This is a genomic window from Hymenobacter sediminis (assembly GCF_003231285.1).
GTDB lineage: Bacteria > Bacteroidota > Bacteroidia > Cytophagales > Hymenobacteraceae > Hymenobacter > Hymenobacter sediminis.
On sequence record NZ_QKNS01000008.1, the window covers coordinates 113,733 to 137,897 of the forward strand.

Annotated in this window: 17 protein-coding genes; 2 read left to right on the forward strand and 15 right to left on the reverse strand. The window is 60.8% G+C overall.

Annotated features, from left to right (window positions below; translation table 11 throughout):
- Positions 1–51 precede the first annotated feature (51 nt).
- The gene (locus DNI29_RS19785; RefSeq protein WP_110979873.1) at positions 52–243 is read right to left on the reverse strand and encodes a hypothetical protein; all 192 of its coding nucleotides are present in this window, start codon (positions 241–243) and stop codon (positions 52–54) included.
- A gap of 194 nt (positions 244–437) precedes the next feature.
- Here DNI29_RS19785 and DNI29_RS19790 point away from each other — a divergent pair, with 194 nt between their 5' ends.
- On the forward strand, positions 438–1,040 hold the full coding sequence (locus tag DNI29_RS19790) for a sce7726 family protein (protein WP_123823339.1): 603 nt from the start codon (positions 438–440) through the stop codon (positions 1,038–1,040).
- An 82-nt stretch (positions 1,041–1,122) separates the two neighbouring features.
- Here the strand turns inward: DNI29_RS19790 and DNI29_RS19795 are convergent, their stop codons facing one another.
- The gene (locus DNI29_RS19795) at positions 1,123–3,390 is read right to left on the reverse strand and encodes a TonB-dependent receptor (RefSeq protein ID WP_438834632.1); all 2,268 of its coding nucleotides are present in this window, start codon (positions 3,388–3,390) and stop codon (positions 1,123–1,125) included.
- Positions 3,391–3,929: 539 nt separating this feature from the next.
- Here DNI29_RS19795 and DNI29_RS19800 point away from each other — a divergent pair.
- Positions 3,930–5,753, forward strand: a complete 1,824-nt coding sequence (locus DNI29_RS19800; protein ID WP_110979876.1) for a prolipoprotein diacylglyceryl transferase family protein — start codon at positions 3,930–3,932, stop codon at positions 5,751–5,753.
- A 10-nt stretch (positions 5,754–5,763) separates the two neighbouring features.
- Here DNI29_RS19800 and DNI29_RS19805 read toward each other — a convergent pair whose 3' ends face one another.
- From DNI29_RS19805 to DNI29_RS19870, 13 genes are all read right to left on the reverse strand, one after another.
- Complete coding sequence (locus tag DNI29_RS19805; RefSeq protein ID WP_110979877.1) at positions 5,764–7,737, reverse strand: alpha/beta hydrolase family protein; 1,974 nt, start codon at positions 7,735–7,737, stop codon at positions 5,764–5,766.
- An 84-nt stretch (positions 7,738–7,821) separates the two neighbouring features.
- A complete protein-coding gene (locus DNI29_RS19810) occupies positions 7,822–9,363 on the reverse strand; it encodes an aldehyde dehydrogenase family protein (protein ID WP_110979878.1) in 1,542 nt (513 codons plus the stop codon).
- Between the two features lie 117 nt (positions 9,364–9,480).
- Positions 9,481–10,521, reverse strand: a complete 1,041-nt coding sequence (gene fbp, locus DNI29_RS19815) for a class 1 fructose-bisphosphatase (RefSeq protein WP_110979879.1) — start codon at positions 10,519–10,521, stop codon at positions 9,481–9,483.
- Between the two features lie 265 nt (positions 10,522–10,786).
- Entirely contained in the window at positions 10,787–11,260 is a 474-nt protein-coding gene (locus tag DNI29_RS19820) for a nuclear transport factor 2 family protein (RefSeq protein ID WP_238388156.1), read from the reverse strand.
- A gap of 19 nt (positions 11,261–11,279) precedes the next feature.
- Positions 11,280–12,647, reverse strand: a complete 1,368-nt coding sequence (locus DNI29_RS19825; protein ID WP_110979880.1) for an MFS transporter — start codon at positions 12,645–12,647, stop codon at positions 11,280–11,282.
- A gap of 75 nt (positions 12,648–12,722) precedes the next feature.
- Positions 12,723–13,379 (reverse strand): beta/alpha barrel domain-containing protein, encoded by a 657-nt coding sequence (locus DNI29_RS19830; RefSeq protein WP_110980001.1) that lies wholly within the window; start codon positions 13,377–13,379, stop codon positions 12,723–12,725.
- Positions 13,380–13,523: 144 nt separating this feature from the next.
- Positions 13,524–14,534 (reverse strand): sugar kinase, encoded by a 1,011-nt coding sequence (locus DNI29_RS19835; protein WP_110979881.1) that lies wholly within the window; start codon positions 14,532–14,534, stop codon positions 13,524–13,526.
- A 200-nt stretch (positions 14,535–14,734) separates the two neighbouring features.
- Positions 14,735–16,171, reverse strand: a complete 1,437-nt coding sequence (gene uxaC, locus DNI29_RS19840; RefSeq protein WP_110979882.1) for a glucuronate isomerase — start codon at positions 16,169–16,171, stop codon at positions 14,735–14,737.
- Between the two features lie 271 nt (positions 16,172–16,442).
- A complete protein-coding gene (locus tag DNI29_RS19845; RefSeq protein WP_110979883.1) occupies positions 16,443–18,095 on the reverse strand; it encodes a UxaA family hydrolase in 1,653 nt (550 codons plus the stop codon).
- A 58-nt stretch (positions 18,096–18,153) separates the two neighbouring features.
- Positions 18,154–19,686: a tagaturonate reductase gene (locus DNI29_RS19850; RefSeq protein WP_110979884.1), complete on the reverse strand. Its 1,533-nt coding sequence runs from the start codon at positions 19,684–19,686 to the stop codon at positions 18,154–18,156.
- Positions 19,687–19,698: 12 nt separating this feature from the next.
- Positions 19,699–21,858 (reverse strand): pectate lyase, encoded by a 2,160-nt coding sequence (pelA, locus tag DNI29_RS24985; RefSeq protein WP_238388157.1) that lies wholly within the window; start codon positions 21,856–21,858, stop codon positions 19,699–19,701.
- A gap of 28 nt (positions 21,859–21,886) precedes the next feature.
- Positions 21,887–22,225, reverse strand: coding sequence for a cupin domain-containing protein (locus DNI29_RS19865; RefSeq protein ID WP_110979885.1), 339 nt, complete (start codon positions 22,223–22,225; stop codon positions 21,887–21,889).
- An 89-nt stretch (positions 22,226–22,314) separates the two neighbouring features.
- Complete coding sequence (locus DNI29_RS19870) at positions 22,315–24,165, reverse strand: RagB/SusD family nutrient uptake outer membrane protein (protein ID WP_110979886.1); 1,851 nt, start codon at positions 24,163–24,165, stop codon at positions 22,315–22,317.

Genomic DNA, 24,165 nt, shown 5'->3' on the forward strand with positions numbered 1-24,165 from the left:
AAACCGCCGTGAAGGTAGCCACAAAGCCGGCTTTCGGCGGCAACCCTACCCCTATTCGCCCCGCATAGGCTCCTCCGGCTCCTCATCGGGCGGCAGCCCCTGGCCTCGCTTTACGCCCAGAGCAATAAACACAGCCCCTACCCCCGCGAAAGCCAGCCGCTTCGGGTTGGTCAGACCCAGAACCAGAAACAGAAAGCCGACAAAAAACAGCGGCGTGAAACGGAAACGGCGGGGCGTTGTCATGGTTACCCAACATACAAAACTCTGGCCGGAGTACCTATCTGGCCGGCACAGGGAGGTAGGGAGCAGCCAGGAGTTTAGGAGAGGTACCGCTACCCACTTGTTCAGGGAGTTTGTTTCCTACCCCCTCCCCGGCCTTGAACTTCGCCTACTGCCGGCCGCGCCGTACCTTGCGGCTTGTTTACATGCCTTAAATTGTGAATGATCCTGAAATCCGGGCGCTTCTTTACCCTCTCCTAACGGGCGGCGTGTACGTGGATGAGCTGCCCACTGGCACCACCCGGGCCGATGTCGTCCACATCACGGAGCAGTTTATGCACGGCTACGAGCTGAAAGGCGACGGCGACACGCTGCAGCGGGTGGCCAAGCAGCTGCCCTGCTACGGCCGGGCCTACGACTTTGTCACCTTCGTCGTCACGGAAAAGCACTTGCCCAAGCTTCTGCCCCTGCTGCCCGAGTGGGTGGGTGTGCTGGTGGCATCGGCGGAGGGGTTGCGCCCGTACCGCCCGGCCCTGTACAATGCAACTGTGGAGCGCCCGGCCGTAGCGGCTTTGCTGCGGCTGGAGGAAATCAAGCAGTTTTTGCTGGCCCAGGGGCTGGCGGGCGTGAGCACCTACCGCCGCCGCGACGTACTGAATTTCTTGCGCACTACGCAGCTGGTTACGCTTTCGGCCCTAGCTCACCACGTCCGGCGGCAGCTCATGGGCCGGATGGATGAGCGCCTGGCCTTCCGGGCCGAACGTAAAGCCGAACGGGAACGGGTAGCAGCCCGTCGGCGCAAGCGCCCCAAGCGAAAATAAGGCTCGCCGGCATTGCTTGGAGTGTAGCTGCCTACGTAGGCGGCCAGCAGCTTTAGCGCGGTAATTTATCGGGCAAAAACAATCAACGGAAAAACAGGGTGGCACTCAGGCGGGCAAAGAAGGGCGTACCGGGCGTGAAGTGGATTTCCTCTACCGGCGTGGCCTCATTGCGCAGACGGCTTTCGGTGGCAAACTGAGTTTCTTTCCAGCGAGTGTTGAGCAAGTTCTGCACCGAAAGGCCCAGTTGGTAGCGCGAACGGGTATAATTCACCTGCGCATCGGTCACGAAATAGCCTTTGGCTACCAAGGAGTTGTCCTCGTTGGCGGGCCGGTTAGCTAGGTAACGGTAGCGCAGGGAGCCGCTGAGCCGGTGCCAGTTTTGCACGCTCAGCCCACCCGCCGAAGTAAGCCTGGGGGCTAGCGGCAGGTAGTTGTTGCCGGCTTCTTCGCCGAGGGCGCGAGGCTTGGCGGCGCTCAGGTCGGCATCGGCGTAGAGGTGGCGCGTGAGTTGGTAGCGCACCGAAAGGTCGAGGCCCTGGCGGCGGGTGCGCCCCCCAGGTTCTACTACCCCTTCGTCGCCCACGTACACGAATTCCTGGGCCAGCCACAGGTACCACGCTGCCGCCTGCAAGAGCAGACGCGGAGCAGGTTTCACCACTACCCCCAAATCGGTGCCGAAGGCGGCTGGCAGCACTTGGCGGCCGTTCTGTGGCACTACCACGCGGGTATCGTTGGAGTGGAAGCCCTTACCTGCCTTGAGGTAGAGCTGCAGGTTGGGCGAGAACGTATAGGCTAGGTTCAGCTTCGGCGACACGATGGCGGCTGTGGCCCGCCGGAGCCTCACAGGCACTTCTAGCTGGTTGCGGTACTGGTTGCGGAATATATCCAGGCGCACGCCGGCCGTCAGGTTCAGGCGCGGGGTTAGTTGCAGCACTTCATCGAGGTAGAGGCCGGCGTTCAGCTCGTTGATGTCGCCCAGCTGGCGCTGTTCCAGCGTTTCGCGGCGGCCCAGGGTGTGGGAGAGTTCTGTATCGGCGGTGAGGTCGTGGCGGTAGTGCAGGCCTAGCCTCGAAGTAAGGGGTAGGGAGCCGAGGCGGTGGGCGTGGCTGTAGCTGCCATTGTAGCCGAAAAGGTGACGCTGCTCCTTCTGCCGGATCTGGTCACCGTTGAGGGAATCCTGCAGGAAAAAGGTGAAGTTGGAGTACAGCTCGAAGCCGTAGCGAGAGTAAAAAAGCTGGTTGCGCAGCACATTGCCGGCGGGCGTCATCGTCACCAGTTCAGCATTCAGGTTCGAGCGGCTGGTTTCGCCGCCTTCACTGGGGTCCACGGAGCCAAACCAGCCAATGAGCCCCTGCGCTACGGCCCGGTCCGGAACCTGGCCCGAGTGGTTCCACTTGCTGTAGAAGGTAGAGCCCGTGAGCGTCAGGCGGCTGCTGGGCGTGAGGTGGCCGTGGAATTTCCCTACCACGTTAAGCCGGTTAAAGTCCTGGGGGTTGTCGAAGTAGCCATTGGAAAAGGAATACTCCGAGGCTAGGTAGGCCGACTGCTCCTTGGCGCGGGCCCCAGCGCCGAGCAGGTTAACAGCAGCTACGGCGCGGTACGTGTCATACTGGCCGGCCTCAAGCTTGGCAAAAGAGCTGTCGAGGGCGGTGCGGGTGCGGAAGTTTACCCAGCCGGCCGTAGCCAGGTTGCCCTGCTCAGGGGTATAGGGGCCTTTGCCGAAATCTACGGCCTGCACCAACTCCGGAATCACGAAGTGCAGATCAGCGTAGCCCTGCCCATGGGCGTGCGACACCATATTCACGGGCATGCCATCCACCGATAGCCGGATATCCGTGCCGTGGTCGAGGTCGAAGCCGCGCAAAAACAACTGCTCGGCCTTGCCACCACCTGCGTGCTGCCCAATAAACAGGCCAGGCACCAGCCGCAGAATTTCCTGGGAGTTGGTGATGGGCCGCAGCCGAATGTCGAGGGCGCTGATAAGCTGCTGCTCCTGGGGCCGCTCGGCCGAAACGGACACTTCCTTCAGCTCAACCTGGGCTGTTACCAACCGGGTTTGGACTTGGGTGGTCTGATCTTCCGACACCGTGATAGTGGCCCTGATGCTCTGATAACCCAGGTGCGAAAGGGCTACCTGATACGTACCGGCCGGCAGGTTAGTAAAACGGTATTGCCCCAGCGCATTGGTAAACGTGCTACGACTGGGCGCCAACAGCCGCACTGCTACACCGCCCAACGGCAATTGAGTAGTCGCGTCAGATACCCGCCCGCTAATGGCACCGCTATTATGCGCCAGCGCCCAGACAGGAAATAAAAACAGGAAGAGCAAGAAGGTAAACAGGTGTTTCAATAGAGGTAGGATAAAGCAGCCAGCAGCACTGCTGTGCTCTGTTGGCTTCGGAAAAGAGAGAAGTAGAAAGCAGTATGCCTGCCTCCCTGAATGGAGGCAAAAGTACGGCCTGCTTACTCTGAAAGCATGTTCATTTAGCAAGTGAGCAAGTGCTACCCCGCAGGTCGAGCACACCACTCGTGGCATTAGCCATACCCACAAACGGGCTGACGGCGCAGTTATATCTGATTTTAAAAGCCTACCCTATTACTACCTAAGTTATTATTAGCCAACCACTAACACGTCCATTATTACGCTTGTAAAGTCTGACAGCGCTTTACTTTCGTTATGCGGTGTCACCGGTGGCGGCCTACCTTCAACTCGTTATCCGCCTTCCTATTCCTTCGTGACGGGCCTTTGGGCTCCCTCGTTACCTACCGGTTTTTATTGCTGCATCCTAGCCGCCGCCTTTGCCTCGTTCCGGGGGCGGGGCGGCGGTTTTTAGTAAAGCTTGATTTGCGCGCTAAGCATCTGACTTTCCCTGTTTTACTCTTCCCGCTATGTTTCCGTCTACTGTTGTCGCCGTTCCGCACGGCCCCGATTATTACGCACTGTTCTATGTGTTGGGCTTTGGCGTGAACCTGGCGCTGCTGTTGTGGGAAGGTCGGCAGCGCGGCTACCCCTTCCGCTCCTGGCTACTGTTGCTGGCCTGCGTGGCCGTGCCGTTTATTCTGGGTACCAAGCTGCTGGCGTTGTCGGGTCCGGAATGGGCAGCGTTGATGAGCAGCGGCCAGTTGCCAGCTTCGGAAGCCCGTTCCGTTTTGGGCGGGGCACTGGCCTCAGGAATGGTGCTGCCGCTGCTGCGGCGGGCGTTCGGCTACGGCCGCCATGTGTACGACGCGTTTGCCCTACCCCTGTGCGCGGCCCTGGTGGTGCAGTGTGTGGGCTGTGTGCTGACGGGCTGTTGCTTTGGGGTGCCCACAGCGGGTGGTTGGGGCTTCACCTACGGGCCCGATACCTTACCCTACCTCGTGCAGGCATACCAAGGGCTAATTCCGGCGGGGGCCACTGCCTCGCTTCCTACCCACCCTACCCAGCTCTATGCCCTGGTACTTTGCGCGGGGGTAGGCATTGTGCTGCTGCTCACGCGCCACCGCGTATGGCCAGGTGGTAGTCGCCGCTGGCTACAGGTAGGGCTGCTACTGGCCGGCCGCTTTGTGCTGGAATTCTGGCGCGACCCGGCCAGTGAGCCAGTAGGCGCTTCGGCTCATACACATGGCGGCCTGACGCTGCTTCAGCTGCAGTGGGCTTTGCTTTTGCTGGCTCCGGCCACGCTGGGTATCTGGTGGTGGCAGGTTCGGCGGGCACGCCAGCTTGCTTTCGAGGCAGAACTGGCCCCTGCCAATTTTACGGGTCGGAACCTGCTGGCAGTTATGGGCCTACTGCTGCTCACTGCTTGGTTAGGACCCTGGGCACTGAGCCTTCCGGAAGTACTGGTAGTGAAGGCTTTGCTACTGATCGTGCTGGTGCTCGAGCTCGGGGCCTACCTACTGAGTGTGGCCTCCACACCCCGGCCGGTGCGGACGGCGCTACCCCTGGTACTGGCCAGCACGGTGTTTGTGCTGACCAGCCAGATTTCGCCTGATACGGCCCAGTCTGCTACCGCCCCCGAGAAGTATTACACCCTCAGCGGCAGCTTCAGCTCGGGCCGTTTTCTGCGGGAACAGAACACGGAGGGCGGCTGCGGCGGTAGTACGCCCCTGGAACTTTACCGCCACCGCTACGCCACCGGCACCATCGACTTTTCCCGGACCAAAACGCCCGGCGCAGATCCGGATGGAGATGTACACATGGCCGAAAGAACGCTGGGCGTGCGCCTCCACGTAGGCGGCGACCAGGAAACGCCCCTGGGCGCGGGCCCGTACAACCGCCGCACCACCCTGTTCGCCCTCAACCCTTACGTGCAGCTCGACCGCCCCTGGGTGGGTGTCGGGGTGGGCATGATGTTCGGCAACCTGGGCTACCATCGGTACATATCCGGAGATGAGGTCAGTGTATTTGATATGCAAGCCTCGGTGCGGGTGGGACAGCGCGAGAAAGTGTACGCCCTGGCTGACTATAACTACCTCAACTACGGCAGCGCCAATCCACAGCAACGCTTTGGCATCGGCACGGGGCTAGGTGGCTCCAAATGGCAGCTGTTGGCCGGCGCGGCCAGCAGCAAAGGCTACGATGTGCAGGAGGGAGCCAGTCGGTGGTCGGGGTTTGCGGAAGCGGGCTTCCGCCCTACCCCCGCCTGGCAGATCAATTCGTTTGCTCTCTTCGGCAACCCCAACCAGCAGCAAGTGGGGTTGCGGCTAAGTCGCCGCCTGAGTGCACGCTAGTGTCTGGGGCTTACTTTTCCGTGAGCCGCGGCCCCAGCGCCTGCCGGAGCTGGGGTAAATCGTAGCGGCGCAGCACGCCCGGCAGCACCCAGGAGTAGGTGTCTTTGCGGGTTGGTTCCCGCAGCACATCCTGGAATGACGCCGGCGCTTGCAGCAGTTCCAGCTTGCTGATACGTTCCGTAAGCACGGCGGCGTGCAGGGCTGCCACCCCTACCTGGCCCCGCGCCCGCATTTCCAGAGGCTTGCCTTGCAGCCCGGCCTTGCTTCCTACCCAATCCAGCACCGTCAGGATATCGGTAACGCGCTGGCCAAGCAACGGGCGCCCGATGTGGAGGCTGAGCAGAGCCGGACGGTACTCGCGGTTGTAGTATTTGGGGTCGTTGAAGGCGGCGGGGTCGGTGGTTTCGCCCAGACCACGCAGGTCGGGCAGCAGCACGGCGGTTTGCTGCCGGAGGTAGCCTTGAATGTAGGCAGAGCTATCGGCAAGCGTGTTTTTGCCGCCATCGGATAGCATGATAACCACTCTCTGCGGAGCAACACCGGCGGCCGGTAGCGCCAGCAGCAGGGGTAAAGGGGATTCACCGGCGCGGCGCAGTAGCAGTTTCTGCCAGACAATTCCTTTTACAGTCGTTTCTTCCTTTGCCTCTGCCACGGCGGGTGTGGTAGGCGACAGCTGCAGTTGCTGCTGCACGTGAGCTTGAAGCTGTTCCGCGGTGAGCGGTGGGCGCGTTTGACCTAGCCGTTTGGCCTCTTCGGCGTAGATTTGGGGTAGAGTTACTTCCTGCTGAAAAGCCGTGTTTACCTGCCCGGTGGCCGTGCACCACAGGTCTTTTTCCGGTAGCGTGGCAAGGTTGGGCTCCCGCACGGGGGTAGCGTCCTGCAGCAAGAACCTTCGAAACCAGGTAACCGCGGCCTCGCGCTTGGGCTGGGAGATTCCGTGCCCATCGTCATACGTGAACATTCCTACCTGCTCCGGCTGGCCGAACAGGCCATAGGCCTGCTGTAGTTCTTGGTGGGTAGCCTGCATGCTGGCGTAGTCCACGAAATCGTAGCGGCCGGCGAGCAGCTGCAGGGGCTTGGGCGCGAAGATGAGCGGATACTCCGTAAAGTCGAGGCCAGCCTGACCAGCACCCGGCAGCATCACGCAGCCGTCGGCGGGGCCGGTCAGCTCTAGGTTTCGCTCGCCGGCGGCCACGTAGCTGCACAGAGCTGCTACCTTCACCCGATCGTCGAAGCCCAGGAAATAGGCGGTTTGCGTGGCCCCGCCCGAGTTGCCCAGGCAGCCGATGCGCGCGGCGTCCACTTCGCGGCGGGTAAGGAGGTAGTCGAGGCCGCGCACGTTGTCCCAGAGTTGGGCGGCTGGCACGGAGCGGCCCAGCAGTGCCGCTTGAGCGTTGAGCAGGGTGTGCTCTGTGGTGCCGCCCCGCGTAAGGGGCTTGCCTGCGGCATCGGTTAGCTGCATTCGTTCCCCCTGAGAAATAGGGTCGATAACGAGCACCACAAAACCATTTTGCGCGAACAGAATGGCCGTTTTTTGGTATGATTCCGTGGCTTTCGATTCCTGCTCGTGCCCGCAGAACAGCAGCACCGCCGGCCGTTTGCCTTTCCCATCCGGTACGTACAGGTTGGCCGTTACGTGGTGATTGGGCGTGCTTTCGTAAATAACCTTCTCAATCCGAAACCCGGTCCGGGCCAACGTGCCCGTTACCCGCGCCCGGAGCGGCGTACGTGCCGGCAGCGGCCCTAACACCCGCCGAAACCGAGCCCGTGCGCTGTCCTGATACGCCCGCATCCGCTCCGCCGACTGCGTGGCCTGGCCCCAGGCCGCACGGCGCTGGTCGTACCGCCCGTGCAGCTCTTGCAGCAGGTAGGTGCTGAGCGTGGCCGGCGCTTTCCAGTCAATGACGTTGTAGGCCTTTTGCGCGGCGGCGGGGGTAGGCAGCAGCAGGCTGAGGGCTGCCAAGACAACAAACGCAGATTTCATGTAGAGGCTAGAAAAGCACAAACCCTTTCTACCGAGCAGAAAGGGCTTGTGCGTATTCAAAATCAAACAACTCCGGAAGCCGCTTTAGATTTTCTCCGGCAGCAGGGTGGCGTCCTGGAAGTTGCCCAGAATGGCTTTTTCGCCTTCCGTTACGGCTTCTACCAGCAGGGCGCCGCCCACGAATGCACCTTTCCAGGATTCGCCCAGGCCGCCGAACACTTCTTCCCGGTCGCCGCGGGAGCGAAGCTTGTTCAGGCCCACTTTGAAGGCGCGCACTTCTTTGGCGGTGCGGGCGGCCCACTTCTCGTCGTCGGAAGCTACGGCGGCTACCAGGGCCCCATTCGAAATGTTCATCTCGCCTACCAACTCCTCTACCCTATCCACCAGCACAATGCTGTCGATGGGGCCGAAGGGCTCCTTGAAGTACAGTTCGCTCTGACGGGGCAGGTTTACCAGGGCCCGCGGGGCACGGTAGGCGCTCATGTCCTGGCCGGGCAAGAACAGACTCTCATCGAGTTTGCCTTCGTAGATGGGGGTAGCGCCGGTTTTCAGGGCGTCGGCGTAGAGGCGGTCCAGGTCCTCAGCCTGGCGGGCGTTGATGACGGGTCCGAAGGCCAGTTCCGGCAGCTTGTCCTCGGCGTTGTCCACCAGGGTAGGGTTGCCTACTTTCAGGTCTTTGATGGTGCTCCAGTAGGTTTCCAGGAACTGCGGGAACAGGCGACGCTCCACCACGAAGCGCACGTAGGCGGTGCAGCGCTGCTTGCCGTAGTCGTAGCCTTTCTTGAGCTGATCGGCCAGGGAGGTCCAGTCAGAGTAGTTCCAGATGCCGTAGGTGTTCACGCCTTCCATTTCCAGCATGTAGCGCTTGTGCTCCTGGCTGAGGGCATCGGCGATGTTGCGGCCGTTGTAGCGCCCGCCCACAAAGCTCAGGCAATCCACAGCCTCGTGCTTTACCAGCACGTCGCTCAGCTCCCCGCCCGAGCCGCTCACCAGCGTCACGGGCAGGCCACAGCGGCGGGCAATGGCAAAGGCCAGGCTCAGGGAAATGAAGCCGCCATCGGTAGGGGTTTTAGCAATAACCGAGTTACCGCACAGGGCCTGCACCAGCACCGCGTGCAGCAGCACCGACATGGGGTAGTTCCAGGAAGCAATGTTGCTCACCAGGCCCAGGGGCTTGCGCTGGCCCAGCATGCTCTCGATATTATCCACGTACCACTGCACCCCGTCGATGGCGCGGTCGATGTCGGTGAAGCCGAGCTTAAAGGTTTTGCCGATTTCCCAGATCAGCAGCTTGCCGATTAGGTCCACTTGCGGGCGCAGCTGATCGAGGCAGTCCTGCACGCGGCGCTTGCGCTCATCCAGGTCGGTAGCACCCCAGGCAGCGGCTTCCTGCTTGGCCGCTACCACGGCGCGCAGGGCGGTAGCGTGGTCGAGCATGGGTAAGGAGCCGATTTCGGAGCCATCTACCGGCGACACGAACGGGCGAGGCTTGCCGGGCTCCTGCCAGCGGCCTTCCAGCAGGTTCAGAAAGCCGGCGCCATCGGGGGTGAAGATTTCGGGAGTTACACTTTTGGTTTGGTTGAGTAGGTAGCCAAACTCTACCTGAGGGGAAACGATTTTAGGCATGGTTGGGGAAAGAGTAGAAGGACGACAAACCGGCGTCGCCCACTGGAAAAGCACGGCCCACGGCCGACAAGGTACCTGGTGGCAGCCATCTGCCGCCAGCCGGGCTAAGTAAGCAGATTAGGCGTGATTTTGTTCTACGCTTTCTTCCTTCGGTGCTACCTCGGTTTCAGCCAACAACTTTTCTACCAAGGCCGGGGAGCCCACAAACAGCGGGGTACGCTGGTGAAACTCAGTAGCCACAATATCCAGAATAGGGCCCGTGCCCGACTCGGCGCGGCCACCGGCTTGCTCAATCAAGAAAGCCAGCGGAAAAGCCTCATAGAGCACCCGCAGCTTACCGCTGGGGTTCTTGCCGGTGGGCGGGTACAGGTAAATGCCGCCCGTGAGCAGATTGCGGTGGTAGTCGGCCACCAGGGAACCCACGTAGCGCCCGCTCTGTCCCTCGCGCTTGCACTGCATCAGGTAGTTGCGCACGTATTGGGGGTAGTCAAACCAGTAGCCCTCGTTGCAGCTAAACACCGTGCCGGAGGTAGGAATGGTGATGCTGGGGTGGGATAGAAAGAATTCGCCCAAGGAGTTTTCGTAGGTGAAGCCCGCTACCCCGTGGCCGGTGGTGTACACCAGCATGGTGCTGGAGCCGTACAGAATGTAGCCCGCCGCTACCTGCCGCCGCCCGCCCTGCAGGAAATCTTCGCGCGTGGCCGACTCTCCCACCGGCGTTACGCGCCGGTAGATGCTGAAAATAGTGCCGATGCTGATGTTGACATCGATGTTGGAGGAACCATCCAGGGGGTCAATGGCTACCACGTACTTGCCCTGGCAGTTGCCAGTGTGAATGATATCGTCCTCTTCTTCCGAGAGTACCGCGCAGGCCTCGCCCCCGTTGGTGAGGGCCCGGATGAAGCGAATGTTGGCTTCTACATCAAGCTTCTGCTGGGCCTCGCCCTGCACGTTCTGCTGACCCATGCTGCCGATGATGCTCGTCAGGCCCGCCCGGTTTACTTCCCGGTTCACAATTTTGCCGGCCAGCGCAATGTCGCGCAGCAGCTGGCTTAGCTCCCCGGTGGCGAAGGGAAACTCGGCCTGTTTCCGCATGATGTAGCGCTCCAGTGTAGTACCAACCGGCTGAGCAATAGTGTTTTCAGTAGAAATATTCATGCGTGGTAGGGGTACAAAAGCTCCCGCAGCCTGCGCCACTGCTTTTCTAGAAAGCCGCCGCGAAGTCTGGTGAGGTAAGCTGAGTGATAAGGAAGGCTACGTCGTAACGCTAGAGAGTGAGAGGCGCGAAGCGTCGCGTCTGCGTTGTTGCTGAGGTTGTTTATTTTATCATTCCTCGTCTCTGCTTGATGTGCAGAGTGCTCGGAATGACGAGCTGGGTTGGGCCCTCGATGATTGAGACACCCTATTGCGTCTCTATACCAGCCTAGCTCTTGACCTCGGGCTGTTTCTGGCTTTGCCAGAGTACTACCTGCCAGCCTTTTTTAGGGTCTTTTATCTGCACTACCACGTACTTGAGGTGGGCCAGATTAAGGGTTCCGTCGGGTTTGGGGGGTAGGGTGATGGTAATGGTGCCGTTGACTACGGCGGCCTTGCCATCGTTGTAGGCGCGCACGTTCAGGGCCTCCACGTCAATCTTATCGTACTGGCTTTTGCCGTCGCGGATGCTCTGGAGGTACTCCTGCTTGTTGTTTTGCTTGCCATTGGAATGGGTGTACACCAGGTCCTCGGAGAAGACCTTTTCCAGCACGGCGTAATCTTTCTTCACCTGGGCCTCGAAGCGCTGCCGTTCCAGGGCTTCTACCTGTTTGGCAGCGGCCTGATCGTTCTTGGTTTGGGCAAACGTGAGGGTAGGCAAGGCCAGCCCCAGTAGCATGAATAGCAACTGCAGTTTTTTCATAGTACAGAAAAACAAAGGGTTAGCGAGTCGCTGAAGTTGAGCTGTCCAGGTTAATTTGCTTCATGGTGGGGGCCAGGAAATGCATTAGCACCCAGGCCAGCAGGTAGGCCCCGCCGCAAATCCAGAACATGATGAAATAGGCCTTATCCAGCTGCCCGATGCTTTCATAGTACACAAACATGCGCTTCTGCACCAGCGCCGACAGCACAATGCCGCCCATGCCGCCCGCCATACCGCCAATGCCGGTTACGGAAGCCACGGCGCGCTTCGGGAACATATCCGACACGGTGGTGAAGATATTGGCGCTCCAGGCCTGGTGGGCGGCAGCGGCAATACCAATTACCAGCACGGCCAGCCACATATTAATCTGCCCGAGCTGCTGGGCAAACACAATCGGGAACACGCACAGGGCAATGAGCAGCATGCTGGTTTTGCGGGCCCGGAAAGCCGGCATTCCGTGCTTGATGAAGTTCAGGGGAATCCAGCCACCGCCCACGCTGCCAATACTCGAGAGCATGTATACCATGGCCACGGGCAAGGCAATATCGGTGCCTTTGAGGCCGTACTGCTTGCTCAGGAAGTCGGGCAGCCAGAACAGGTAAAACCACCACACGGGGTCGGTCAGGAACTTGCCCAGCACGAAACCCCAGGTCTGACGGAAGGTCAGCAGCTTAAACCACGATACTTTTGGCTCCGTCTCAATGGCAGCCGCCGCCAGGTCATCTACGTCGCTGTGGATGTAGTCGAATTCGGCTTTCGTGAGCTTAGCGTGGCGGGCCGGCACTTCGTACAGCCAAAACCACAACGCCAGCCAGATAAAGCCAATAGCGCCCGTGATGATAAAAGCCCACTTCCAGCCAATGGTTTCGGCAATCAGGGGCACTGTTAGCGGGGCAATGATGGCCCCCACGTTGGAGCCCGAGTTGAAAATGCCCGTTGCCAGGGCCCGCTCCTTCTGCGGAAACCACTCGGCGGTGGTTTTAATAGCAGCCGGAAAGTTGCCGGCCTCCGTTACGCCCAGAAAGGCCCGCGCTACACTAAAACCCAGCGTGGTGCTCACGAAAGCGTGCCCAATGGCAGCCAGGCTCCACAGAAACGTGGAAAGCGCATACCCAATTTTGGTACCCAGCTTGTCAATCACGCGGCCTACCCCCAGCATGCCCAGCGAGTACGCCAGCTTAAAGGCTATTTCGATGTTGGCGTAGTCGCCGGCATTCCAATGAAACTCGGTTTCGAGGTAGGGCTTGAGCAGAGAAATCACCGCCCGGTCGAGGTAGTTGACCGTGGTAGCGAAAAACACCAGACCACAAATGGTCCAGCGGTATTTCCCCATGCCCGACACGGGAGCCGGGGGGGCGGGCGGAGATTGAGTGGCGGATGGTATCATCGAGTTCAGGGAATTCGGTGGGAGATACTCGGGAAAGGCGGCAGTACGGAAGGCGAAAGCGCAGGCCTGGGAGCCTTACTTTTTCAGGGAGTCCACAACGGTCAGCAGCCCGGCAATCTGCCGGCTCAGAGCCTCGGTGTCATCGGCGTTTTTGAAGAGCTGGGAGCCCATGCCCACTATGTTCACGCCGGCCGTGAACCATTCGTGCAGGCTTTCTTCGGTGGGCTCTACCCCCCCAGTCACCATCAAAGGCACCGTGGGCATGGGGCCGCGCAGGCTTTTGATGAATCCCGGCCCGAGCACGTTGCCGGGGAATATTTTGACGATGGCCGCCCCGAGCTGGGTAGCCTGGTACACCTCGGAAATGGTCATGGTGCCGGGCAGCCAGGGCGTGTTGTGCTGGCGGCATACCTCGGCTACTTCCGTCGTGAGGCAGGGCTGCACCACAAAATCGGCCCCGGCCTGAATAAAGCGCTCCGCGTCGGCGGCGGTGTAAATAGTGCCGATACCCAGCAGCATATCCGGGCAGTTTTCCTGAACGAAGGGCACCAGTTCCTGGAATACCTCGAAGGCGTTGGTGCCGCGGTTGGTAAACTCAAACACGCGCAGCCCGCCGGCGTAGCAGGCCTGCAGAATGCGCTTGGTGTACGCTGCGTCGGCGTGGTAAAATACCGGCACCACGGGGTAGCGCAGTACGGTTTCCAGGGCAGCGGCAGAGGAGAATCGGGACATGTTATTTACGTTAATCATCAAATAGTCATTGTCATGCTGAGCGAAGTCGAAGCATCTCTACCGCTTCGTTGCAATGCTACCTTTATTGATATAGCCAGAGGTAGAGATGCTTCGGCTGCGCTCAGCATGACACTACTCTTACTCCTACCGGAGCAAGCGGCCCGACGTATTGCCGGCCACAATGTGCTCCACTTCGGCGGCCGTCACCAGGTTGATGTCGCCGTGAATGGTGTGCTTAAGGGCAGACGCGGCCGTGGCAAACGTCAGGGCTTCCTGCAGAGTGGGGTAAGTAAGCTGCCCGTAGATGAAGCCCGAAATGAAGGAGTCGCCCCCGCCAATGCGGTCTACTACCGGGTTGATATCGAAGAACTCGGTTTCGTGGTACTGGCCGCCGCTGAAGGCAATGCCCTTAATCCGCTCGTGGGAGGCGCTTTGGGTTTTGCGGCGGGTAGCAATTACCTGCTGAATCTGGGGGAAGCGCCGGATTAGCTGCTGGCTCATTGACACGAAGCTGTTCTCGGCGCCGGCTTCCGCTTTGATGCCAAACAGGTCTTCGGCGTCGCCCTCGGTGCACACCACCAGGTCGCAGCCCGCTACCAGATCGGGCATTACATCCTGGGCGCGCTGCCCGTACTGCCACAGGTTGCGGCGGTAATTCACGTCGGCCGAAACAGTGAGGCCCAGCCGCCGGGCCGCGGCAATGGCTTCCTGCGTGGCCTGCGCCGCCGAAGCTGATATGGCGGGCGTAATGCCGGTCCAGTGAAAAAGCTGGGCGTTGCTGAAAATCTCGTCCCAGTTGAACCACTCCGGTTGCAGGTTGGCGAAAGCCGAATCGTACCGGTCGTACACGATGCGGCTGGCCCGCAAGGAAGCGCCTACTTCCAAGAAGTACAGGCCCAGGCGCTGGCCCTGAAACACGCAGTGGCGCATGTCCACGCCGTGGTGCTGAAACTGCTGGGCCGCGGCTCGCCCCACGGCATTATCCGGAAAGCAGCCCGCATGAGCCGCCGGTACGCCCAGGTAAGCCAGAGCCGCCGCCACGTTGGCATCGCCGCCGCCGTAGGTAATTTCCAGCGAGCTGGCCTGCGACAACCGGTAGTTCAACGGCGGCGACAACCGCATCATGATTTCACCAAAGGTGACAACTTGCTTCATGGAAAGGAGCTAGAAGTTAGAATCCAAGGCCGCTACGTAAAGCTAGCTCCCCTCCTCAGCGGAGGAGGGGTTGGGGGTGGTTGATGGGGTAGGGAGATGCTAGAGCTAGTTTTTGGGATGTTCAACTGCAAGTCAACCACCCCCGGCCCCACGCCGCTTGATGCGCGGAATCATCTGAGGAGAGGAGCTAGTTTCTGGCTTTAGACTACCGCCGTTTCAATCGGCTGGGCTACTACAGCAAAGCCGAAGTACTGCTTGGCGTTGCCGTAGCAAATGTTCTGGATGATGCCGCCCAGCAGTTCCATATCCGCGGGCAGCTCGCCGTTTTCTACATCGTTGCCGAAGAGGTTGCAAAGCACGCGGCGGAAGTACTCGTGGCGCGGGTACGACAGGAAGGAGCGCGAGTCGGTGAGCATGCCCACAAAGCGACTCAGCAGGCCCATGTTGCTCAGGGCGTTGATTTGCTTCTCCATCCCGTCCTTCTGATCCAGGAACCACCAGCCGGAGCCGAACTGCACTTTTCCAGCTACGGAGCCATCGTTGAAGTTACCAATCATGGTAGCAATCAACTCGTTGTCGGCGGGGTTCAGGTTGTAGATGATGGTTTTGGCCAGCTTGTCCTGCTCGTCGAGGCGGTTGAGGAAGCTAGAAAGGGCGCGGCCCTGGGCGAAGTCGCCGATGGAATCCCAGCCGGTATCGGGGCCCAGCTCGCGCAGCATCCGGGAATTGTTGTTGCGCAAGGCACCCAGGTGGAACTGCTGGGTCCAGCCTTTCTCCCAGTCCATTTCGGCCAGCAGCACCAGCATGGCCGACTTGAATTTCAGGATTTCCTGCTCCCCTAGCGTCTCCCCTCCCCGCACCTTGGCGAAGATGGCGCTGATTTCGGCGTCGGTGTAGTCAGCGGCGTAGATCTGCTCCAGGCCGTGGTCCGACAAGCGGCAGCCCAGGGCGGCGAAATAATCGTGGCGCAGACGCAAGGCCGTTTCCAGGTCGCGGTAGGTCTTAATGTCCACAGCCGCCGATTGGCCCAGCTTGTCGAGGTAGGCGTTGTAGCCGGCGGCGTCTTCCGGGGCCATTGCCTTATCGGGGCGGAAGGTGGGTAGCACCTGCACCTCAAAGCCGCTTTCCCGGATGGCGCGGTGGTGTTCCAGGGAATCGGCCGGGTCGTCGGTGGTGCAGAGGGTTTCCACGTTCATGCGGCGCAGCAGGTTGCGCACCGAGTACTCGGGCGTCTGCAGCTTCTCATTGCACTGGTCGAAGATGCGGCGGGCGCTGTCTTTATTCAGCAGCTCCGTGATGCCGAAGTAGCGCTGCAGCTCCAGGTGGGTCCAGTGGTAGAGGGGGTTGCGCACGGTTTGGGGCACCGTTTCGGCCCATTTCTCGAACTTTTCCCAATCAGAAGCGTCGCCGGTGATGTAGCGCTCCGGAATGCCGTTAGCCCGCATGGCGCGCCACTTGTAGTGGTCGCCGTAGAGCCACACCTGGGTAATGGTATCGAACTGCTTGTCCTCCGAAATCTGGTCAGGCAGCAGGTGGTTATGGTAGTCGATGATGGGCATCTGCTTGGCATACTCGTGGTAGAGCGTGCTGGCCGTGGCCGTTTGCAGCAGGAAATCGGCGTTGAGAAATGGCTTCATAGTCAACTCGAATGAAGTGGGCGGTACCCGCAGAATAGTGGGAGCGGGATGGGTAAAGGTATCCAGACAGCAGCAGCTTCTGACCAGTTTTCAACCGGTTTTACCCGTTTTTTTAACGGAAACGATACCGGTAGGCGGGGTGTCAAAAACCATCTTCACCTCTGTCATCCTGAGCGGGAGCAAAGGACCTCCACCGGGGGTAGCTACTATTACAACGAAGCAGTAGAGGTCCTTCGCTCCGCTCAGGATGACAAGAAATGGAAATGACAGTTTACAGCGAAACCCCGCGCTTCCACGGAATGAAATCGGTTTGGCCGTGGCGCACGGCGGCTACCTCCTCCCCGCTGGCCACGCGAATCACGTAGTCAAGGATTCGCTCGCCGGCTTGCTCAATGGTTTCTTCCCCGTCGATGACGGTACCGGTGTTCAGGTCGATAATGTCGGGCATGCGCCGGGCCAGAGCCGTGTTGCTGGAAATCTTCACTACCGGGGCAATGGGGTTGCCGGTGGGCGTACCCAGGCCCGTGGTAAACAGCACCACAGTAGCACCCGAGCCCACTTCCGCCGTCGTCGATTCCACGTCGTTGCCAGGGGTGCAGAGCAGGTTCAGGCCGGGTTTCGTGACCAGCTCGGGGTAGTCGAGCACGGCCACTACCGGCGAGGATCCGCCTTTACGGGCCGCCCCGGCCGATTTCATGGCGTCGGTGATGAGCCCGTCGCGGATGTTGCCGGGCGAGGGGTTCATGTCAAAGCCGGAGCCCACAGCCACGGCCGAGTCGCCGTAGGCTTTCATCAGGGAGCTGAAGCGCTCGGCCGTGGCCGTGTCCACGGAGCGGTCTACCAGCTCCTGCTCTACTCCGCACAGCTCCGGAAACTCGGCCAAGATAACCGAGCCGCCGAGGGCTACCAGCAAATCAGAAACGTGGCCTACGGCGGGGTTGGCCGAGATGCCCGAGAATCCGTCGGAGCCGCCGCATTCCAGCCCAATGCAGAGCTTGCTGAGCGGGGCCGGCTGGCGCGTTACCTGGTTGGCCATCATCAGGCCGGCAAACGTCTGGCGGAGCGCGGTGCTCACCAGAGCTTCCTCGGTCCCAATTTTCTGCTGCTCCAGGATGTAAAGCGGCTTCTGAAAGTTGGGGCTACGCTTACTGATTTCGTCCTGGAGCATGCTCACCTGCGCGTTCTGGCAGCCCAGGCTCAGCACCGTAGCGCCGGCCACGTTGGGGTGGGTGATGTAACCAGCCAGCAGTCCGCAGAGCGTTTGAGCGTCCTGGCGGATACCGCCGCAACCGCCCTCATGGCTCAGGAACCGGATGCCGTCCACGTTGGGAAACAGCTTGGGCTTCTGGTGGCCATTTTCTGCCGAGTGCAGGTCCGTGGCCAGAATTTCCTCCACCGACTTACCGGCTTGCATCAGCGAAATCAGCTCCTGTGTCTGAGGTTGGTAGCTTTTGCGGCGGGCGTAGCCGAGGTCATTTACTAGGGCTTCTTCCAGCACCTGAATGTTGCGGTTTTCGCAGAATACCAGCGGAATCACCAGCCAGTAGTTGGCGGTGCCCACCTGGCCGTCGGGGCGGTGGAAACCCATAAAGGTGCGTTCCTGCCACTTGGTTACGTCCGGGGCCTGCCAGTCCTGGCGGCGCTGGTGGTGCTCGTCGTAGCTGTCGGTGGCGTGCTTAATGTTGCTGGTCGTCAGCAGGCCGCCTACCCCAATGGCTTCGCGGGCCGTGCCCACCAGCACCCCGTACATGTGCACTGGGTCGCCGGGGGCCAGGAACTGCAGGGCCAGCTTGTGCTTGGCCGGTATCTTATCGGTAGTCGTGACGGTGGTGCCGTCCCAGGTAACGGGCGTGCCGATGGGCAGGTCCGTGAGGGCAACGAGCACGTTATCGTCGGGGTGAATTTTGGCTACCAAATGTTTCATTGGATTGTGTTCTAAAGTGGTATTGCTGGCCGTACAACTGCCGGAAAAGCAGATGAGTTTACACGGCCACGTTTTGCTCCACACTACGGTTCAGGGCGTGAGCCACGGTGGCGCGGGCGCCGTGTTCGAGCAGATTCTCGAGGTAGCGCGTAACGCACTCCGTGAAGCCGGGCAGAGCCGAGAGGTCGTGGCCCCAGAGGGCCTGGTTGTGCAGCACGGTCCGGACGAGCTCGGTCGGCTCCAGGCGGGCCCAGAGGTCCAAGAAGTAGCCTGCTTTTTCGTCCTGAATTTCATAAGCCTGCCCATTCAGCTCGCCGTAGCACTTGCCTCCCTCCTGCCGGGTTGCCCGCATGAAGAGCAGGTAGGCGGCAAAGCCCAGGGCCATGTAATGGGGCACGGCGCGCAGTTTCTGGTAGTAGTGTAGCAGCGTGGGCACGTTGCGCATCTGCATTTTGGCCGTGTAGTTCATCGAAATCGACAGCCACTTGTGCTCGATGGAGGGGTTGCGGAACCGGTCGAGCACCTGCATGCCGAACCGCTGGCCCATCTTGTCATCTACCTGGTAAGGGATGCCGGGCAGCAAATCGGCCAGCATCAGGTTGTGGATGAAGCCGGACATGTTGGCGTCGTTCATGGCCTCGCGCACCGTGGGGAATCCCACCAGGAAAGCCAGGCCGCAGCTCAGGGTGTGGGTGCCGTTGAGCAGGCGCAGCTTCAGCTCCCGGAACAGGTTGATGTCGGGCTGTACAATGACGCCGGCGTCGGCCTGCTCGAAGCTGAGCACTTCCTTTACCCGCGCGTCGCCTTCAATGGCCCAGAGTGTGTACACCTCCGACATGGTCAGCAGCTCGTCCTCGTAGCCCAGCTCGGCCTGCAGCGCCGCTTGCGTGGCCTGGTCGGGGCGGCCCGGCACGATGCGGTCCACGAGGGAGTTGCACACTTGGTTGGCGGTTTCCAGCCAGTCGATGAACTCCGCGTCGAGGTTGTTGCGGTGGGCCTGCTCCAGCAGAATGGCTTCCAGCTTGGTGCCGTTGTCGGGAATCAGCTCGGTGGGCACAATCACGAGGCCCTTGTCTTTGGCGCCGTTGAAGGCCTGGTAGCGGGCCAGCAGAAACGCCAGCAGCTTGCCGGGAAACGACTGGGGCGGGCTTTGGCTGATGTCGTCGGACACAAGCTGAATGCCTACCTCGGTGGTGTTGGAAATAACTACGGTCAGCTCGGGGTTGGCGGCGCAGGCCAGAATGTCGGCCCACTGGCTTTTGGCCGACAGCACCCGGCTGATAGCCGAGCACACCACATTTTCCGACACCTCGCGGCCGTCTTCAATGCCGCGGATGCCCAGCGTGTAGAGGCCATCCTGACGGGTGAAGGCGTCGATGTCGCCGCCGTCGGTGCTTTTCACGACTACAATGCGGCCGTTGAAGATGCCCTGGCGGTTGGCTTTGTCGATGAGGTAGTCGGGCAGGCCGCGCAGCAGCACGCCGGTGCCAAATTGGAGGACTTTTTCGGGGAGTTCCAGCAGGGCGGACGAGGGCAGCACCCCAGAAGCCGCGGGTGCCTGCGAAACCAGTTGTTTGGATAGTTGCGGCATGGTAAAACCGTTTTATTGTTTGCTCCCCGGGGTGGACGGGGCGGTGCTATTCCATTTTTGCTGCCAGCGGGGGTAGTCGCGGCTGAGCAGCTTGGCGGGCCACACGCCGGCGTAGGCGTAGCCGGTGCGGCGCTCGTACTCGATATCGGAGAGCTTGGGCCGGGGCTTGGAGTCGCGGCCGACGTAGATGGGCTGGTTGGTTTGCAGGTCGTAGAAGCGGGCCCAGATGGTGGAGCCAGCTTCGGGCAGAATCAGCCGATCAAAGCCCTTCGGCTGTTTGGGGTCGGGCTGGTCCTTGACGGTGTAGCCCGTGATTTTCACGGCATCAAGCCAGGCCACGGCCGCTTCAACGCTTTTCTTGATGGCGAGGGTAGGGTTTTCGGTGTCCATCAGAAACTGCACGATGGACACGGTTTCCATGCCACTCAGGGAGGGCAGCTCAAAGGCGCGGGCCTTCACGGGCTGGAAGGTTTTCTCGTCGTGCTGGGCGCACCAGGCCGTGAGCTTGCCGCGCTGCACGTACTGGGTTTTCAGGATGCAGTCAAGGCCGCGAGTTACAGCCTGGGTGGCCGGCTCAACCAGACTGGCATCCACTACTTCCAGACCACTAGTGCGGCGGCTCACGTCGCGGAGCACTTGCAGGGCCCGCACCATGGCGTTGTCGTTGTAAGTGATGTAGTGACGATAGCTGCTGGAATCGGGGTAGTACTGCGGGAAGCCGCCGGTGCGCTGCTGCATCCGGAGCAGGTAGCGAATACCCTTCTCGGCGGCGGCTTTGTAAGTTGCGTTGCCGGTGGCTTTGAAGGCTTTAGCGAGGTAGCGAATCTCGCGGGTGGTGGCCTCGTTATCGATGGTGGCGTCGTTGCGGCCGGCGTCGTCACGGGTCGCGGCTTCTTCGGCCACCGTCATCGGGTGGTCGTATTTCACCTTGATGTTATTCACCATCTTGGGCCAGCCGCCGACCGTGCGCTGGTAGACCAGCATCCGCTCGGCCACTGAATCGACCCTGGGCGCCGCAGCGGGGGTAGGGTTGCCGGCTGAGGCTACGGCGGTGGCTTCGGGTTTGGGCGCCGTCGAATATTTATCCGGCCCGCCAAGGTTGGAGGGCTTCAGCGGCACCGTGGCCGGCTTGCCCGACTTCGGGTACCAGCGGCCCCCAAAGGTCCAGTCAGAGTTGATTTTGCGGGCTTTCGGGGCGTTTTTGGCGGAGCTTAGGTTGTTGCTGAACCAGGCGTAGTCGCCGCCTTTGCGGTGGTTGTTGTGGTAGTACACGCGGCGGCCCCACTGCTTGGCCCCAGGCCCCGATTGGGCCCAGTAGATGTCGGCATCGGCCATGTTTTCTCCAAACGTGCAGTTCACCAGGTAGAATTGGGCCTCGCGGTGGAAGCGCCCCAGCTTGAAGCCGGCGTCGCCCTCGAAAACGCAGTTTTTGAGCACCGTTTTCGAGTCTTCGTCGCTGGAGCCGTCGTGCCAGATGGCGGCCGAGGTGTTGTGACAAATGAAGCGGCAGTTTTCGGCGTAGGCCCAGCCCCGGGGGCAGTAGAAATCCACGCCGCCTTCCATAGTGCAGTCCTTGAAGTAGTACAGGCCCGCATCCACGTCCCAGGGGCTGACGGTGTCGCCGCCCAGGGCACGGAAGGTGCAGTGCTTTACTACCAGACGGGTGGTGCCGGGCATGGTGCGCAGGGCCATTTGGTGGCCGGTTTTGCTAATGGTCTTCTTGCCGCTGGGCTCCGTGGGGCAGTCGATTACTACCTCGCCCGGGGCATCAAACCCATAGCTATTGATGACGGTGAGGTTTTCCAGGGTGATGTCGGGGGAGTTGCGCATGTTTAGCGTGGCCACGCCCCAGTCGTCTTGGCCGGCTACCGGGTCGCAGCGCCAGGCGTCGCGGGCCTGGGCCGACGTCAGGACGACGCCCTTCTCGCTCTGGCCCTTGAGGATGATGTTCTGCTTGCCATCGAGGAAGACCTTTTCGCGGTAAGTGCCATTCTTGATATACACCGTGCGCGGCTTGGTTGCCGCGTTGGGTAGGCTGTTGATGGCGGCCTGGATGGTCCGGAAATCACCCGAACCATCCGCCGACACCGTTACCTGCTGGGCCCGGGCCGATAAGATTCCCATTTCCCCAACCCCCACCAGCAGGAACAGCAGTATCAATACTTGTTTCATAGTGCAGCGCACAAGCAGCCCCCGGCCGTTACACAAAATCTTCCCGCATGGGGCTGAAGGAATCGAGCAGTACGCCGGCTTCCAGGCACTCCACGCCGTGCCACACATCGGGGGCGGCGTAGAACGTGTCGCCGGCCCGCAGCACTTGCTCCTCCTCTCCTACCGTGCACCGAAACACGCCGCTTTCCACGTAGGTAATCTGGGAGTGCACGTGGTGGTGCCGCGCCCCAATTCCGCCGGTCTCGAAGGCTACTTTCACCAGCATCAGATCAGGCCCATAGGCCAGAATGCGGCGCTGCACACCTTCGCCCACCGTGAGCCAAGTGAGGGTTTCAGTGGCAGGAAATGCTGGTTGATTCGTATTCATGCAGGAGGGGAATGAGGGTTGCGAGGAAGTGGTCTGGCAGGAAGCACGAGGTAGGAAAGTTCAGCCTGACCCTCTCGTGCATGCACCTGTTAGTAGCCCGTGTTCTGAACCAGAGCAGGGTCAGAAGCCAGGGTGCTTTGTGGAATTGGAAGGAGTTCTTTGCCTTGGCCGGGCACGTACTCGGCGGCCAGGCCAGTGCCGGTGCTGGAAGCCGTGGTAGTACCTAGGGTATAGGAAGTACCGGCCGGGCGCAGGTTGGCGAGGTAGGCGGCATCAATGGCCTGGCGCCAGTTCACGCGCACGGTGCCAGCCGGAGCCGTGTTGGGCGTAGGCGAAGGCCGGTAGAACGAGCGGGTCCACTGTACGGGTCCGGCGGCCGGCGTTTTGAAGTACATGTACTGAGGCACGTTCTGATAGGGAGCCTCATTTTTAGCCAGCTTCTCGATATTGGCCTTCACCTCGGCAATCTTGGTAGCGAATAGGTTCCAACGAATCAGGTCATACTTCCGGATGCCTTCGCCGCCAAACTCGAGGTAGCGCTCATTCACCAGGGCATTGAAGAAGCTTTCCTTGGAGGCCAGGTTCAGACCAGCAGCTGCTTTGGTGGCGTTGCCGAAGGCGCGGGTGCGCACCTGCAGCAGGGCATCTTTGGCGGCCTGGGTGGGGCCATTCAGCTCGTTTTCAGCTTCGGCAAACATCAGCACCACATCGGCAAAGCGAATCAGAGGCCAGTTGTAGCCCAGGTAGTTGCTGGAGCCCGTCACGAGGGGGTTGTGCCAGTCGCGGCGGAACTTGCCGTCGGTTACTACATTCAGCGCCACACCCGAAAAGAAGGTGCTGTTGCTGGCCATGCCGTAAGGCGTCAGGGTTACGTCGCGGCGGGTATCGGTGGAGTCGAAGGCATAGAAGTAGGTAGGGGCCGCTACCATAGCACCTTGGGTTGAGCCATAGGGGCTGCTGGCGTTCTGCAGGCGCGGACCGTTGTAATAGCCCTGCTTGCTGTCGGAGGCCGCCGTAGAGCCGCCCGAGCCTACCTGGAACATGATTTCATTGGCCGCGTCGGGACGCTGCTGGTTGATGCTCTGAAAGGTTTCCAGGAACGTAGTGTTCAGTTTGTGCTCATTGGGCTTGGCCATGAGCTCGGCGCACTCCTGGCGGGCTATGCGGTAGTAGTCCAGATAGTCGGCCGGGCGTACCATTTGGGTACCTTTCAGCGAGTAGCCGCCCCGGTACAAAGCCAAGCGGGCGCGCAGGGCTTTCACGGCGCCTTTGGTAATTCGCTCGTTGGCGGTACCGGCAGCGGAACGCCACGGCACCAGCTTTTGGGCCTGGCCTAGGTCGGCAATGAGGCGGGTCAGAGTTTCATTGCGGTCAGCGTTGGGCAAGTTGAAATCCTGGCCTGATACCGAGGGCGTAAACTGCGCTGGCACGTCGCCCCAGTTCCGGATCAGCTCAAAGTAATATTGCGCCCGTAGGGTCAGGGCCTCGCCGTGCAGGCGGTGCAAAGCAGCCGTGTCGGCGGCCGAGCCGCTGGTGTACAGCGTCATCTGCGGAATCTGCTGAATGCAGATGTTGGCGCGCTCCACACCCTGGTACAGCTGGTTCCAGGGGTTGGTAATTTCCGTGTTGGTAGCCAGCGCTTTGTAACGGGCAATGCTGCGGCGCTGCCCATCAGGCGCGCCCGGCGAGCCAATCATTTCGTCGGTGTCTACGGAGTAGTACAGGCTGATGCGCTGGCCGTAGCCATTGTCACCGGAAAGCGGGTCGTAGGCCCCGATAACGGCGGTAGTGGCGCCAGCCACGGTGCTGAACACGTAGGCCGTAGTGTTGAGGGCCACCGGCTCTACATCCAAGAAATCTTTGCAGGAAGATACCAGCCCGGCGGTTCCGGTAAGCGCCACGGCGGCAGCTATGGCCCGGAAGGGGAATGAGGATTTCAT